This is a genomic window from Sphingobacterium sp. JB170 (assembly GCF_900163865.1).
Taxonomy (GTDB): Bacteria; Bacteroidota; Bacteroidia; order Sphingobacteriales; family Sphingobacteriaceae; genus Sphingobacterium.
Window position 1 is genome coordinate 24,612 of the sequence record NZ_FUKU01000053.1, and the last position, 15,460, is coordinate 40,071.

The 15,460-nt window shown below is 40.7% G+C and carries 11 protein-coding genes; 10 read left to right on the top strand and 1 reads right to left on the bottom strand.

The genetic code is table 11. The annotated features are described in order from the left end of the window. Positions 1–26 precede the first annotated feature (26 nt). From FM107_RS13655 to FM107_RS13670, 4 genes are all read left to right on the top strand, one after another. The gene (locus FM107_RS13655; RefSeq protein WP_086949042.1) at positions 27–833 is read left to right on the top strand and encodes an endonuclease/exonuclease/phosphatase family protein; all 807 of its coding nucleotides are present in this window, start codon (positions 27–29) and stop codon (positions 831–833) included. A 20-nt stretch (positions 834–853) separates the two neighbouring features. Further along, positions 854–2,185: an IPT/TIG domain-containing protein gene (locus FM107_RS13660; RefSeq protein WP_086949043.1), complete on the top strand. Its 1,332-nt coding sequence runs from the start codon at positions 854–856 to the stop codon at positions 2,183–2,185. A 96-nt stretch (positions 2,186–2,281) separates the two neighbouring features. Beyond that, the gene (locus FM107_RS13665) at positions 2,282–3,103 is read left to right on the top strand and encodes an endonuclease/exonuclease/phosphatase family protein (RefSeq protein WP_218778994.1); all 822 of its coding nucleotides are present in this window, start codon (positions 2,282–2,284) and stop codon (positions 3,101–3,103) included. Positions 3,104–3,163: 60 nt separating this feature from the next. After that, positions 3,164–4,366: an endonuclease/exonuclease/phosphatase family protein gene (locus FM107_RS13670; RefSeq protein ID WP_086949044.1), complete on the top strand. Its 1,203-nt coding sequence runs from the start codon at positions 3,164–3,166 to the stop codon at positions 4,364–4,366. A gap of 1,052 nt (positions 4,367–5,418) precedes the next feature. Here FM107_RS13670 and surE read toward each other — a convergent pair. After that, positions 5,419–6,138 carry a 5'/3'-nucleotidase SurE gene (gene surE / locus FM107_RS13680; protein WP_086949046.1) on the bottom strand — a complete coding sequence of 240 codons (720 nt, stop codon included), beginning with the start codon at positions 6,136–6,138 and terminating at the stop codon, positions 5,419–5,421. A gap of 55 nt (positions 6,139–6,193) precedes the next feature. On the opposite strand from surE, the gene FM107_RS13685 reads away from it, so the two are divergent. From FM107_RS13685 to FM107_RS13710, 6 genes are all read left to right on the top strand, one after another. Further along, a complete protein-coding gene (locus tag FM107_RS13685) occupies positions 6,194–7,099 on the top strand; it encodes a diacylglycerol kinase family protein (RefSeq protein ID WP_086949047.1) in 906 nt (301 codons plus the stop codon). Between the two features lie 395 nt (positions 7,100–7,494). Continuing rightward, positions 7,495–8,835: a DUF3472 domain-containing protein gene (locus FM107_RS13690; protein WP_086949048.1), complete on the top strand. Its 1,341-nt coding sequence runs from the start codon at positions 7,495–7,497 to the stop codon at positions 8,833–8,835. A gap of 376 nt (positions 8,836–9,211) precedes the next feature. Further along, positions 9,212–10,408, top strand: coding sequence for an ATP-binding protein (locus FM107_RS13695; protein WP_086949049.1), 1,197 nt, complete (start codon positions 9,212–9,214; stop codon positions 10,406–10,408). A 570-nt stretch (positions 10,409–10,978) separates the two neighbouring features. Continuing rightward, positions 10,979–11,140, top strand: coding sequence for a hypothetical protein (locus FM107_RS19540; RefSeq protein ID WP_179204488.1), 162 nt, complete (start codon positions 10,979–10,981; stop codon positions 11,138–11,140). A gap of 494 nt (positions 11,141–11,634) precedes the next feature. Next, positions 11,635–14,235: a glycoside hydrolase N-terminal domain-containing protein gene (locus tag FM107_RS13705; protein WP_086949106.1), complete on the top strand. Its 2,601-nt coding sequence runs from the start codon at positions 11,635–11,637 to the stop codon at positions 14,233–14,235. A 4-nt stretch (positions 14,236–14,239) separates the two neighbouring features. Beyond that, on the top strand, positions 14,240–15,409 hold the full coding sequence (locus tag FM107_RS13710) for an alginate lyase family protein (RefSeq protein WP_086949107.1): 1,170 nt from the start codon (positions 14,240–14,242) through the stop codon (positions 15,407–15,409). Positions 15,410–15,460 lie beyond the last annotated feature (51 nt).

Genomic DNA, 15,460 nt, shown 5'->3' on the forward strand with positions numbered 1-15,460 from the left:
TTTTTTGACGCTGAAAATTATAAAAAATGAAAAAATTATTAACAATGATCCTCGTGGGATTCCTGCTTACTTCGTGCAGCAAAAGTGATTCTGAGGAAATAGATGAAATTGGTCCTACAGGAGCTACAGTGAAGACCATGACCTATAATATTTATGCAGCACAGAAGCAAGGTATTGAAGCAATTGCCCAGGTTATTAAAAAAAATGATCCTGATTTGGTCGGGCTGCAAGAGGTAGAAGTGAATTCTCAGAATCAAGATTTCGACACTGGAAAAAGGCTTTCTGAACTTACAGGTATGCCTTACTATTATTTTGTGAAAGCACGCGATCTAGACAAAGGAGAATATGGGAATCTTATATTATCGAAATTTCCTTTTAACGAAAAGGCTACTTATCTGCTCGACGTCCTTACCTCGGAATCTAATGCCTATATAAGAGCGTTGGGAATGGTGAAGGTAACCAAGGATGATAAAGATTTTTACTTTTCCGTCACCCATTTGGATCATTTGTCCGATAACGCCAACAGGCTGCATCAGATAGATCTAATTCATGAGCACACCAAAGGTCTTGATGCACCAATTATACTTTCGGCAGATTTAAATGCTAAACCAACCGAGGAAGGGTATAAGACAATAACTCAGTGGTTTACTGTCGGATGTTTAAATGGGTACTGCGGATTTACTGCCGGCACGCCAAAACCCGACGGCGTAATTGACTACCTAATGTTTGCGCCTCAAGATGCGGTAGTAGCGCAGGCCTATCATGTCGACTATAGCTCTTATGTCCAGTCGGACCATTTTCCGGTTATGGCGACATTTTTAATAAAAAATTGATAACCAATTAATTAACAGTTATGAAAATATTGTTTTTTTATAAATCATTACATGCTAAGGTAATCCCGATAGGGGTTGTCATGTGCTGCCTTATGGCATTCGCCGGGTGTTCTAAGGAAACCGAAAGTGATATGTCTTATCCGGAAAAAAGCGGTTCTGCACAAATTACGCAATACACACCGATTTCAGGAGGGTCATCTACAGAGCTGTCGTTATACGGAAGTAATTTTGAGACGGATATCGAAAAAATAAAAGTTACCATTAACGATAAAGAAGCCTCCGTTTTGAGTTCTAACGGACGCATTATAACCGCTAAGGTATCGCAAAATGCAGGATCGGGAAAAGTAAAGCTTATCATTGATGGAAAGGAATACGTTTATAATCATGATTTCCAGTACGATTTCCAAACCGTAGTCTATACTTATTTAGGGAGCACCAAAGATGATGTTGACGGTACTTTTGAACAGGCCAAGCTTTCCGGACCGCGCTATTTAAGATGGACGAACGACAACGCCTTATATATTGTCGAAGAGGGCGCTAGCAGCTCTGATAATTTTGCGGCTCTTCGCGTAGCGGCCAATAATTCAGTTACTACATTATTGAATGCAGCCAAAAGCACGTTGTACGAACGTCTACGAGCTTTTGATTTCTCGACAGATCAAACGGTACTTTATCTGACCAATGACAATAATGGAGCTGGGACAATGGGATTAGGTCAGATGACTAAATCAGGAGCTTTATATGGAGATTTGACAGCTGTTTCGGGGAATGGTGGTTTAACGGCAGTGGCCACCAATCCGGTGACAAACGAGACATTTGTCGGTACATATTCCGGCGGGAGAATATCTCGTTTGAAGGCTGATGGAAGCTTAGAAGAGTTGTTTAGGGTAAACACCAAAAACGTGAATATTATGGATATCATCTTTTCCAAGGATGGTCAGACAATGTTTATCTCTGGTGCTTATAACGCACACAGTATATACCGAGTACCATACAGTACCGCGGATAAAAGCTTTGGACCTGTCGAAGTACTAGCAGGACCGAATGCCAATACTACAGGAAATGAAATTGGAACTCGCGATGCAGCTCGTTTTAATACACCAGCTCAAATGGATATTGATACAGAGGGTAACCTATATGTCGCCGACCGGAAGAATCACTGTATTCGTAAGATTACACCTGATGGGATGGTGACGACCTATGCTGGGGTAGCCGGCACGAGCGGTATGCAGAATGGCAACGCTTTGACGGCAAAATTTTATGATCCAGAAGGACTGAAATTTGGTCCCGATGGGGCACTATATGTCGCTGATACGTGGAACCATATAATCCGTAAAATAGTAGTTGAATAGAAGTAATAAATCTTTAGTATGTGGACTTGATGAACGATTAACTGTAATGGTTTTTAAGTTCATCAATTCCACTCTAAATCACCAAAAATGAACGATATGGATAATCTGAGAAAACAAAAAACCCGAATGTTCGCTTCCTGCAATTTTATTTTATTAACAGTATCCCTTATAACGCTGCTTAGCACGGATGGTTTTGCCCAACAGGATTCTAAATCAGTGGAGATCAAAGCAATGACATATAATATCTATAGTGCACGGAAAATGGGAATAGACGCTATCGCCTCGGTAATTAAAAAAGCTGATCCCGATGTCGTCTCCCTACAAGAGGTAGAAAGGAACACTGATGTAAATCCGATGGATTTCCCCAAAAAAATAGCTGCCTTGACAGGAATGAAATATTATTATTTCGCACATGCTTTGACATTAAAAAAAGGAGACTACGGAAATGTTATACTTTCCAAATATCCACTCAAAGAAACACATTCTATACACCTAGGCGTTGCTGATGACGGCGATGATACACGCTCGTTCGGTTATGCGTTAATTGAAAAGCAAGGCGAACAGTTTTATTTTGCAACGACACATTTAGGCTACAAACCTGAGGATGCGACTCGTTTAAAGCAGATAGGGGAGATATTAAAGGAAATTAAAGATATAAAACAGCCGATAATTCTGGGTGCCGACCTGAATTCGCGGCCTAACTCGCAAACCATGCCGGCATTACAACAGTATTTTTCATTGCCTTGTCAAACTTCCGACTGTGAATGGACGGTCCCGACACCAAAACCAACCTATACCTGCGATTGGCTTATTTTTGCGCCTAATCAAGCCTTCCGGGTGAAGGACTATTCTGTGCTTTTTTGGGCCGATAAGGAGTCTGATCATTACCCTGTAATTGGAACGTTCGTACTACAGTAGTGTTCCCGCGGAGGAACGCTCCACATTTTCTATCTAGATATTTTTAACCAAATAATAAATATGATGAGAAAGTTAATTTATGGATTACATTTAACATGGGCTTCGATCCTTTTCTTTAGTGCTTGTTCTAAAGAAATGACAGATAGCGCAAGCCAAAATCAAGCACTTCTGGCGTTATCTGGTACGGAGATGGCACAAATGATTGATGGAAGTGGAGGATACGTGATGATGACGTTTAATATTAGGCAGGATGCTCCCGACCCGGGAAATCATGCTTGGACCGTACGGCGGACTCTCGTAAAAGAAAGGATCCTCGAGCATGACTGTGATATCGTTGGTGTTCAGGAGGCATTAGGAAATCAAATGAATAATATGAGTACCGATCTGCCAGGTTATAGTAAAGTGGGGGAAGGCCGAGAAGGAAATTCAAACTCTGAGCATTCCGCAATATTCTACAAAAACACAAAATTTAATGCACTGGAAAGTGGTACCTTTTGGCTTGCACCCGGCGCCCCGACAAGGCCTACAGGTCCTGCTTGGGATGCTGCGTATAAGCGTATTTGCACGTGGATCAAATTGCAAGACAAACAAACAGCATTGATATTTTATGTGTTCAATACTCATTTTGATCATGTTGGAGCAGAGGCTAAGGTCAATAGCGCTAACCTCCTTTTAACCTATATGCAGGATAAAATAGGTAATTTACCAGCTGTATTAATGGGAGATCTAAACGCTAATCAAAGTTCAGCGGGATATGCAGCGCTAAATGGATCTTCGCTATTGGAAGAAAGCTGGAATATTGCCGGTTCTAAGGCGCCAGTTTTACGCGTCACAGGTAATGGGTGGAATATTAGTCCATCCGGAGATAGTCAAATCGACCATATTTTTGTGACCAACCAATGGACGGTATCTGACCGGCTCGTGGATTGGTATCATAAGGAACCTGACGGTATATTACCTTCAGATCATTTCCCCGTTATAGCGCGCTTACATATAGATGGCGTCTCCATTTTTCAAGATGCTCATTATGGTGGGAAAGGTGTTTTTCTTCCAATAGGTACATATGACCTGTCTGATTTAAATGCTCGAGGTATTTTAAATGACTGGGCGTCCTCGGCCCGTGTTTCCGGAGGGCGTACGCTTACTCTTTATGAACACGAGCATTTTTTAGGCAACACTTGGGTAATCAATTCGGATACACCACTGTTTTCACAGCTTTCACCAACAGCAAACGATAAAGCATCATCAATTAAAGTGCAGTAGGCTCTTCTTTTAAAGTGAATCTTCAATGGATTAGAACGCGAGGAGTGCTCTAATCCATTGAATATTTTAGCCATTAATCAGCATCTGTGCTGATAATATATCATTTTTTAATCGTGGATTGTCTATATTTTATGATCGAAGGTAACATGATATGCTTCGAGGAATGATTTTTGACCTGTTTTATACGCAGATCAATGATATTTTAGCTTAGTTCCTCTAATCCCTCGCTCAAGTAGACCAAACTAGAGGAGAACAAATTGCGGCTTTCAACGTGGTAAAGATAGAAGTGGTTGTATTATAATCTACGAAGAACATTATTCTTTAGATAAATAGGAAGTGTCATCTGGCTACAAAATAGGTGACGTAGTGTTGGTTCATTATCCATTTAAAGAGGACCCGTCAAAAACTAAGTTACGTCCCGCAGTAATTGCTGAAATTTCTGAAACACCACGATTGTTATTTGTCCAAATAACGGGAACTAATAGATCCGATACAAAGGATGGGCGATGGATTATATGTACATACATCTTCGGCCGGTAAAATGATGGGCCTTCTAAAGGACAGTTTTTTAAATTATGAAAATCATATCCGATTAGATTATGAATTTATAGATCGAAAAATAGGTGACTGCCCATATATTGACGAAATACTAGGACACCTCATCCTAACAGTTCTTGCTCAAACCCTAATAGATTTAGATAAAACGAAAGAAAAAATATACAAAATCTATTCGATAAATATTTAGTCAAAGGGGGGAGTGAGAAACTTCTGCTCGGGTTCGGTTTACTCTTGGCAAGCGGGAGCGCCTCGCAATTTCAGAATGACAGTAGGATATAAATTCTAAAGGATTACGAAAATTGGATATTCTTCCTCGGTATCTGGAGGGACTTTTTCGTGGAACCCGTAACCGTCTTTAGCTTTGGAGGGTGAAAGGTTCACCCGCTAACCTTAAAACACGATTGTTTTAAGGTTAGCGTTTTTGGGATTGCTTTTAGCAGATTGATAACTCTAGAAAGTGCGGTTTGTTTTTCAATAATCTGCTTCTGAGTAACTTAAAGATATGTGGTTAACTCCTTCTCATTAGTAAGGTCTAACCGTAACGGTGTTATCGAAACGAAACTATTCTCGACGGCCCATCTGTCCGTGTTTTCCTCTGCAGGCGCGAGGGGAGTCACCGTGATCCAAAAATGTTTGCGCCCCATAGGATCCTCGCCGGGAATTACATTTCCATCGTAAAGTCTAATGGACTGCCGGGTCCATTTTATTCTTTTTGGTGCGGGGGGAAAGTTGATGTTATATAAGCCAAGAGTTGTATCTGCTAAGAGAAGATCGAGACTCTGTTTTACATATGATTCAATATTCTCGAATTTCGGTTCGGATTTTCCTACAGATGTACTTAATGCAATTCCTTTAACACCCAGTAAGACGGCTTGTTTTGCTGCCGCTAACGTGCCGGAATGCCACATGGAATTTCCTAAATTGAGTCCCATATTGATGCCTGACAATACAACCTCCGTATCGGGATACATGTGAAGGCCTAGCGCGACGCAATCTGCCGGTGTACCATTTACCCTGTAAGCGTCGATGCCCTCAAAAGTAATTGGAGATTTTTTATAGCTCAATGGCCTGGAGTGTGTAATGGCATGGCCCATGGATGATTGCTCCACATCCGGCGCGACTATTCGTGCTTGCCCGAAATTTAACGCTGCTTTTGCGAGTGCTGCTATACCTGGACTATAGATACCGTCGTCATTTGTAATAAGGATTTTCATAGTTTATCTGTTTATTTAGATTAAAACCTTTGTCGGGCAGTATTGTTTAAATAACATGAAAGAAACGAGTAAAATTGTACATCTTGTTTATAATTCAAATGCAGGCGACGGAGAAAATCAGTCTAAGAAAGAACTTGTTTCTATGATTGAGACATTTGGTTACAACTGCAATAGTTCTTCGGCGACAAAGAAATCACTAAAGTCAATAGATCCTCTGACTGAATTCATCATTGTGGCGGGAGGAGACGGTACAGTAAGAGAGGTGGCAATGACGCTCCTCAAGAACAAGTTGAAACATAACCGCCCGATTGCATTGCTTCCCTTCGGGACGGCAAACAATATAGCTAACTCGCTTGGGATCTCTAGGGACAGCAAGACGAATATACAGTCATGGGGAAATGCCGAACCCGAAAAAATTGATGTTGGCCAAGTCTTAGGACTATCCAAGAAGATATACTTTCTAGAGTCTTTCGGTTTCGGACTATTTTCCAAGTTGTTGCGGACTTTAGAAAACAGAAAAGAGGATCCCGATCAGGCTCGCAAAGAGGAATTTTCTATGGCCATCGAGACGCTGCTTCAGATAACCGAAGACTTCCCGGGGTCGTCCTTCAAAATTGAAACGGACGATGGGGTTATAGAGGATGAATTTATTTTGATAGCGGTGATGAACATTTCGTGTTTAGGTCCGAACTTAAACTTGAGCAATAAGGCCGATCCTCGCGATGGATATATGGATGTAGTTATCGTTTCGGTGGAACAAAGACCCCTTCTGGAACGTTACCTACGGCATCGGGGTCATCGTAAAGAAATCGATTTCCCGGTAAAACCCATACAAACGAAAAAACTAATGATAACGGGTCGGGGGCGAGACATGCATGTGGATGATGAGCTTCTCGACGATGAAAAAGACGTTCGCATTCAAATATCTCTGTTATCCAATTTAATAGATATAATTCGTTAACTGTATCCTAATTTCCGTGTGATCGGTGTTCATCTCCCACAGTACAATTCATTTCCTTTTTGAGATTATTGAAGAAGAAGAACGTCTAGTGGATAGCAATTTCGAATCGAAATATACAGTGGTGCTAGATATACATACCATATACCGCTACACCGGATCAAGCAGATGTTTACTCGTGAGAAAATCCCAATCTCATCAATACAAGCCAAATTTTCTGTATAAATCCTTTTTCAGCATGTCATCTTTTAGCAGTATGGTTACCCGATCATGAAACCAACATAATATATTGATATGTATTTGTGCATTAAAATTTTAGACAAACGTTTGCTTTTGCTGAATACTTTAAGATGAGAATTAGTATCGCTAAATTTAAATAATCCTTAAAATATACCCTTATGGAATTTAAAAATTTATTAAATCAAATTTTACTTGTAATAGTACTTGGATTTATCAGCTTTACGTCCTGTTCTCAAGACCTCCAATCTGCATCTCCAAAAAACGAAGAATCTTTAGATACAGTTTATACGCTTCCCTTAGCAGGTAATGCTTTCCTCTCATCAGGTAGCGGAACATTTTCTGAAAGAATTACAAACAATGGATTAACGAATTGGGACAACGAGAAAACAGTTACGAGTACTTATATTCGAGTTAATAAAGATGGAAAATTAAATCTTGGACTTAAAGCTAAGGTCCTTCCTTCTGGTAATACAAGTCAGGTACAAATTTCAATTAACGGTGAGCGTAGAACAGTAGAGCTTTCTGGTGCAGACCTTAAAGAATATCCCATCGGTGATTTTGATGTAGAGGCCGGCTACATTAAAATTGATCTTCAAGGCGTACATAAATCTGGCGGGTACTTTGCTGATGTGGAGAGTTATTCTGTTACGGGTGCTGCAATTAATGAAGGCGTGATTTATAGCAATGACCCTGAATATTACTATTGGGCAAGAAGAGGTCCATCTTGTCACCTAGGCTATACCATTCCAACAACGGACGATGTAAGTTACTATTATTCCGAAGTTGAGGTTCCCGAAGGTTCAGATCCAATTGGATCTTATTTTATGGCAAATGGATTTAGTGAGGGTTATTTTGGTTTTCAGGTGAACAGTGAATCGGAAAGAAGAATCTTATTTTCTGTTTGGAGTCCGTATTCTACTGATGATCCAAATTCGATTCCTGAAGATGAAAAAATTATGTTAAATAAAAAAGGACCAGGAGTTTATACGGGTGAATTTGGGAATGAAGGTTCTGGTGGGCAAAGTTATCTGAAATATAACTGGAAGGCCGGTAATACCTATAAATTCCTTTTAAAAGGTCAACCTGACGGGAATGGAAAGACAGATTTTACCGCGTGGTTCTATGCTCCTGATGAAGATAATTGGAAATTAATAGCAAGTTTTAAGAGACCAAAGACGGATAAATATTTAACAGGGTTTCATAGTTTCCTTGAAAATTTTAATCCAGAAAAAGGAGCATTGTCAAGAACAGCCAATTATAAAAATCAATGGGTGATTACAAGTAGTGGGCAGTGGAAGAAAATTGCGGAAGCGAATTTTACGGTTGATAATACGTATCAAGCAAACCAAAGAATCGATGCCTTGGGGGGGGCAAACCAAACAGGTTTCTTCCTAAAAAATGGGGGATTCTTTAGTGAAATTGTTGCCCCGAATACTAAATTCAATTTTGAAAATACTGCTGCGGCACCTAATATTGATTTTGAAAATCTTCCTTTATAGTAGTTTGAATTTTTTAGATAGACGGGTTGTTTGGGATGAAAGCTCGCCCAAACAACCTGTTTTAATTCCAGAGCCAAATCCACAATGGATTTCTCCGTTATTGAAAGCAATTTCAACATCGACCCTTCGACAGGACTATTGGCGGATGACACCATTGTACTAAACGGATACAAGTCTAAAAAACTATACCCTGAACCGCTAAGACTGGTACGATATTATGGCTAAGAAAAAGAGTTCGAGCTGCAAAGCTATTCCAAAATGGGCTTTGTAGGCCAGAAGTTTTTTATATTGTTTAGTTTAGTAAACTATATTTGGTATTTTTTGTTTATCATGATGAACAATATATTAGTATATTTGTTTATTGTAATAAACAAATATGGAAAATTTTATAGAGCTTTTTCATCGAAAATTAGATCGGACTGATGTTAATTTCACCCGTAGTTTGATGTCCGATATCAATTGGAATGCTAGATTGATTGGGATTAAAGGGGCAAGAGGTATCGGTAAAACAACAATGCTGCTACAGTTTATAAAACTTCATTTAGCCGACAGACTCGATGAAGTCATTTATGTTAGTTTAGATGCTATTTGGTTCAATTCAAATTCATTATTGAGTTTAGTAAATGAATTCGATAAGAAGGGAGGGAAGTATTTGTTCATCGACGAGGTTCATAAATATAGTGGTTGGGCGCAAGAAGTGAAAAATATATACGATGATTATCCCGATATGAAGATCGTGTTTACGGGTTCATCGTTGTTAGATATTTTGAACGCCCGCGCGGATCTGAGTAGGAGGGCTGTTACCTATAAAATGCAGGGCTTTTCTTTCAGAGAGTACCTTGCGTTAGAAACTGGAGTACATTTTAGTTCGTTGACATTGGAGGAGTTATTGAATCAACATACTGCTAAGGCTAGAGAGATTAATAAGCAAATCAAACCATTTGTTTATTTTGAAAATTACCTAAGATACGGGTATTACCCATTTTATAAGGAGGAATTAGATTTATATTATAATCGATTAGAAGAGGTCATAAGTCTGATGTTGGAAATTGAGTTACCCCTTTTGCGAAATATAGATATTGCCTACGTGGGAAAAATTAAACAGTTGTTGACGGTGATTGCTGAGTCTGTGCCCTTTATTCCAAATGTTAGTAAACTTAGTGACAAAATCGGAATAAATCGAGGTACCTTGTTGTCTTACCTACATTATTTAGACGAAATTGATCTAACGCGGAATTTATTTAAAATAGGCGAAGGCACAAGCTTGCTACAGAAACCATCAAAAATTTTTTTAGAGAACACGAATATTGCCTACGTGCTGGGTAAAAGGAATACAAATAAAGGGAATTTGCGTGAAACGTTTTTCGGTAACCAAGTGGGATATAATCATGAACTAATATATGTAGAACAAGGAGATTTTGTCGTTGATAATCGTTATACCTTTGAGATTGGTGGTAAAGGTAAATCGGCAAATCAGATAACTGGTCTCAAGGATGCTTTTGTAGTTTCAGACGATATAACGCATGGCTTCCATAATAAAATCCCTTTATGGCTATTTGGCTTCTTGTATTAGAATCCCCGCCCTTCTTAATTTTTAAAACGTCCCGATTTTAGTGGGACACTAGTGAAGTGATTTAGTAAAAAATGATTTTTCTAATCGTTCAGAAGATCGCGAAGTAAATGTGATTTACAATAGGTTAATTTACAGTGTTTTATAATTCAATTCTGAAAGCACTGATTCCCGCGAATATTGTATTTATTGTTTTAAGCAACGGCTGGGGGACCAGTAATAAGCGTTAATATGTTTTCGTTTAAAAAGTAAAAGGTAGTAAAAAGAGGGAAGTAGGCGTAACTAATATGCCTCACAAGCCATTTCCCTGCACTGTACTTACGTAAGACTTCAGTATAGATACATCTGTGGTTTGAAAATAAAAAATCCCACGTACGTTCGTAGTTGAGTATGGCAAAACGTAGCTTAATTAAAATAAAATTCCTCGTTTGTTTACTCCATTTTTTTGTCAATAAAACCGGTTTTTGAAAGGTACAAAAAGCAAGAGGTGTTTAATTATATTTCCTCAGTACGCTTTTCTGCACTTTTAAAAGTGCATTTTGCTTTGTGTATTGCACTTCTAAAAGTGCAATAATGGAAGAGTTGATGGATTTATCAAACGTTTTGCTTGACCGAACTAATTTAGATTTCTCCCACTATCTAGATCAAGAAATTGACTGGAGCGACGGATTGATAGGTATAAAAGGAGCAAGAGGGACCGGTACGACGACTCTGTTGCTCCAGTATTTAAAGTAGTTGGATATTCCGATAAATCAGAAGTTGTATTTATCGTTAGATGATATTTATTTCACGGATCATAGGATCACCAGTCTTGGAAAAGATTTTTATTTGCGTTAAAAACTTTTGCTCCAAATTCGGCTTCCCTGCTGTCAGCGGCATAGGGTGCAAGTATCGTAGTTCTGAACGAAATCTACACCATTCTGAATTAAAATTCTCCCCATTGATTCTCTTTACCTCGTTATATTTGAGCATTAATGTATATATAACCAGATGCGCTAACCAAACACTATAGTCATTACATTAAACTTGAAAGATTATTCTTTACAGGAGTAAACGTCCACCGCTAGTTACAACCATCGGATAATTTTACTGATCTAGCGCTGTATGAGCTGTATGAAAGGTTCAATACTAATAGTGATGTATTGAAATTGCTTTTTGTAAAAAATACTTCAAGGATTGTCAAGTTTAAAAAAATGGTCGTAGCCTGTTATTATAAAATCGCCTATAACATGAAAACATATTTCAGATATTTAATAGTTTGTCTCCCTTTTTGTCTCGCTATGAGTTTGAGCGTGATAGCACAGGATGTAAAACTGTGGTACAATAAACCGGCGATCGCTTGGGAAGAGGCTTTGCCTCTAGGAAATGCAAAGATGGGAGCCATGGTTTTTGGAGGTCTTGAGACAGAACATTATCAGCTGAACGATAATACATTGTGGTCGGGTTATCCAAGTGATGGCAATAATAGAGGCGCGCTAGCCGTGCTTCCGGAAGTTCGAAAAGCGATTTTGGAAGAGAAGTATACGCAGGCTGAGAACCTGTGGAAGAAGATGCAGGGCCCATATTCCGCTAGTTATCTCCCAATGGGAGACCTGTGGCTGCATTTCCAACATGGGGACTCTTCGGTATCAAATTACTACAGGGAGCTTAGTTTGGATAGCGCTGTAAGTAAAGTCCGGTATAGAATTAATGATATCAACTATATCAGGGAATCGTTTATTAGCAGAACAGATGGAGGTCTTGTTCTACGAATTTCGGCAGATAGACCTGGAGCGATCTCGTTTAAAATGGAGCTTACTAGCAAATTGAAGCACACTGTCATAGCAGATCTGAATGGGCAAATGGTGTTAAAGGGTGTAGCACCAAGCTACATAGCCAAACGTGATTTTGAGCCAAGGCAAGTGGTATACAATGAACCCCTTGGCGAGGGGATGCGGTTTGAAATTCATGCCGCCGTTCACACCAGTGGTGGTACGGTTGCAAATGAAAATGGACAAGTGAATGTGAGGGGAGCTGATGAAGTTCTTGTTTTCCTTACCGATGCAACAAGCTTTGCAGGTTTTGATAAGTCACCAGGACTTCAGGGAGTGGATGCCCATAAGGCTGCTTTGAAAGGGCTACAGGAGCTTCAAAAGCAATCTTTTAAAAGACTCAAAAAAGAGCACGTGCAGGATCATTCGTCTCTTTTTAATAGGGTGGCCATTTCTTTAGGTGGTGATCCTGTTAATACCAAGCGTACCACCGACGAGCGCATACGTAGATTTTCTGCTGGCGAGTCCGACAATGGTCTTTTAGAACTATATTACCAATTTGGTCGTTATCTGCTTATCGCGAGTTCGCGCCCTGGTGGGCCTCCTGCTAATTTACAAGGGTTATGGAACAACGATCTTCAGCCCCCCTGGGGAAGTAATTATACGATGAATATCAACACCCAGATGAATTACTGGCTAGCAGAGAATACGAATCTAGCTGAATGTCACGTTCCGTTATTTGATTTTATAGGTGAGCTCGCCGTTAATGGTGCGCAGACAGCCCGCGTAAATTACGGTATTAACAATGGATGGCTCAGTCACCATAATTCGGATATATGGGCAAAAACATCGCCTACAGGAGGTTATACATGGGATCCCAAAGGGATGCCTCGCTGGTCGGCATGGCCTATGTCCGGCGCGTGGCTCAGTTGTCATTTGTGGGAGCATTATCTATATTCCGAAGATCTAATTTTTTTATCCCAAAAAGCTTATCCGTTGATGCGAGGTGCTGCTGTGGCGATGCTTGAATGGTTAGTAGACGATCCGACCGGCAAATATCTAATTACGATTCCGTCCACTTCGCCGGAGAACACCGTGAAAATTAAAGGCAAGGAGTATCAGCTGAGTATGGCCAGTACCATGGATATGGCTATTATTCGTGAACTCTTTTCTGCATGTATAGCCGCTTGCGAACTGCTTGCCGTAGACGAGCCGTTTAAACTGCAGCTCCAAGCGGCAATGGAGCGCCTTTATCCATATCATATCGGAGGGGACGGGCAACTGCAAGAGTGGTATAAGGACTGGGATGATCCGCAGGATAAACACCGGCATATCTCGCATCTTTTTGGTCTTTATCCAGGCAACCAGATTAGTACGATAAAAACTCCTGAGCTCGCTGCAGCGGCGAAACGGACGCTACTTGATAGGGGTGATGAGAGTACCGGTTGGTCCATGGCATGGAAAACAAACTGGTGGGCCAGGCTCTTTGACGGTAATCATGCCTACAAAATTTTAAAAGACGCCTTGCATTATATCGACCCCCGGGAGCAAAGAGGACAGATGAGTGGTGGTGGTGCATATCCCAATCTGTTTGACGCCCATCCTCCTTTTCAGATCGATGGTAATTTTGGTGCCACAGCCGGCATAACTGAAATGTTGATGCAAAGCCACGCCTCAGAAATCCATCTGTTGCCAGCATTGCCTGATAGGTGGCCCCAAGGGTATATATCAGGCATAAGAGCACGAGGCAATTTTAGCGTTAATATAAAGTGGAACGAAGGGAAACTTCATGCTGCGAGCATCCATTCGGGAAATGGAGGCGTCTGCCGGGTGCGCTCCTGGCAACCGCTTGTGGTAAGACACAATGAGACAGAAGTGATTACATCTGATCAAACAAGAAGCGTAAACGAACATAAGGCGGTCATGAAATTCTTTAACAATACCCAAGGATCATTACTGGAACTTGATATCCCGCAGTCTTACGAAATTGAATTTGAAACTAAACCCGGCCTGACCTATCAACTTACACCGCTGATCGGGAAAGAAAGTAAAGATGAGTATGAAGATGTTAAAAACTAACCTGATGAAAGTTGTGAAGTACTTGCCGATTTTAGGTCTACTTTATTTCTCCACCGCTCTGCGTGCTCAGCAACCTTCCGTCGCTGAAAAGGTCCGTAGCACATTAAAACAGCAGATCGAAGATCAGGCGGCCTGGGCCCTGCGAGAACAGCCCCAGACGATAACGGCCACAATTTGTACGCGTAGTGAAGGAGGCGTTCATGATTTTTATTCAGAAGGGGATTATTGGTGGCCAGATCCGCAAAATCCCCAGGGACCCTTTGTGCGGCGTGATGGGCAGAGTAACCCTGAAAATTTTGTCTCCCACCGCCGAGCGATGATTCGATTTAGTCGAATTATCGGCGCATTAGCCTCTGCCTATACGCTTAAGCCCGATCCAATATACCTTGAGCATGCTATAAAGCATCTTGAGGCCTGGTTTGTCCATGCGGACACGAAAATGAATCCAAATCTCTTGTACGCTCAGGCTATAAAAGGTCTCTTTAGCGGACGTGGAATAGGAATTATCGACACGATCCACTTAATAGAGGTTGCTCAGGGCATGCTTGTTTTTGAGCGCGCCGAGGATTTTCCGGTAGAGACCAAACAGAAGGTTCACGAATGGTTTGCGGAATATCTTGACTGGATAACCTCACATCAGTACGGTCTTGACGAGATGAAAGCATCCAATAATCATGGTACTTGCTGGGTGCTACAGGTTGCTAGTTTTGCAAAATTGGTAGGCGATAAGGCGAAGCTTGAACTTGCGCGCGAGCGTTTTAAAACAGTGTTGTTACCTACGCAGTTGTCCTCGGATGGGAGTTTTCCTTTAGAACTCAGTAGAACTAAACCTTACGGTTATTCTTTATTTAATCTCGATGCGATGGTAATGATTGCACACATACTTTCCTCTTCTGAAGACAATTTGTGGGAATTCAGTACCGACAGCGGGGCGAGCCTTCGGACAGCAATGGAATTTATGTACCCTTTTATGAAAAACAAAGACGCATGGCCCTACCAAAAGGATGTGATGTACTGGGAACAGTGGCCTGTTGCGCAGCCTGCCCTCGTGTTTTGCGCGAGTGCGTACAATAAAGACCAGTGGATAGAGCTCTGGGCCAAACTAGACCATCTACCCACCCAGGGCGAGGTAATCAGGAATCTACCGATTCGAAACCCAGTTATCTGGTTTTAAACTGATGTATGGAATAAATAATCATGGGTGGGTGTGATAGAAAACAGAATT

Coding starts and splice junctions, on each gene's coding strand:
- FM107_RS13695 (WP_086949049.1), top strand. CDS start 9,212: ATGGAAAATTTTATAGAGCTTTTTCATCGAAAATTAGATCGGACTGAT.
- FM107_RS13665 (WP_218778994.1), top strand. CDS start 2,282: ATGGATAATCTGAGAAAACAAAAAACCCGAATGTTCGCTTCCTGCAAT.
- FM107_RS13705 (WP_086949106.1), top strand. CDS start 11,635: ATGAAAACATATTTCAGATATTTAATAGTTTGTCTCCCTTTTTGTCTC.
- FM107_RS13670 (WP_086949044.1), top strand. CDS start 3,164: ATGATGAGAAAGTTAATTTATGGATTACATTTAACATGGGCTTCGATC.
- FM107_RS19540 (WP_179204488.1), top strand. CDS start 10,979: ATGGAAGAGTTGATGGATTTATCAAACGTTTTGCTTGACCGAACTAAT.
- FM107_RS13690 (WP_086949048.1), top strand. CDS start 7,495: ATGGAATTTAAAAATTTATTAAATCAAATTTTACTTGTAATAGTACTT.
- FM107_RS13660 (WP_086949043.1), top strand. CDS start 854: ATGAAAATATTGTTTTTTTATAAATCATTACATGCTAAGGTAATCCCG.
- surE (WP_086949046.1), bottom strand. CDS start 6,138: ATGAAAATCCTTATTACAAATGACGACGGTATCTATAGTCCAGGTATA.
- FM107_RS13655 (WP_086949042.1), top strand. CDS start 27: ATGAAAAAATTATTAACAATGATCCTCGTGGGATTCCTGCTTACTTCG.
- FM107_RS13685 (WP_086949047.1), top strand. CDS start 6,194: ATGAAAGAAACGAGTAAAATTGTACATCTTGTTTATAATTCAAATGCA.
- FM107_RS13710 (WP_086949107.1), top strand. CDS start 14,240: ATGAAAGTTGTGAAGTACTTGCCGATTTTAGGTCTACTTTATTTCTCC.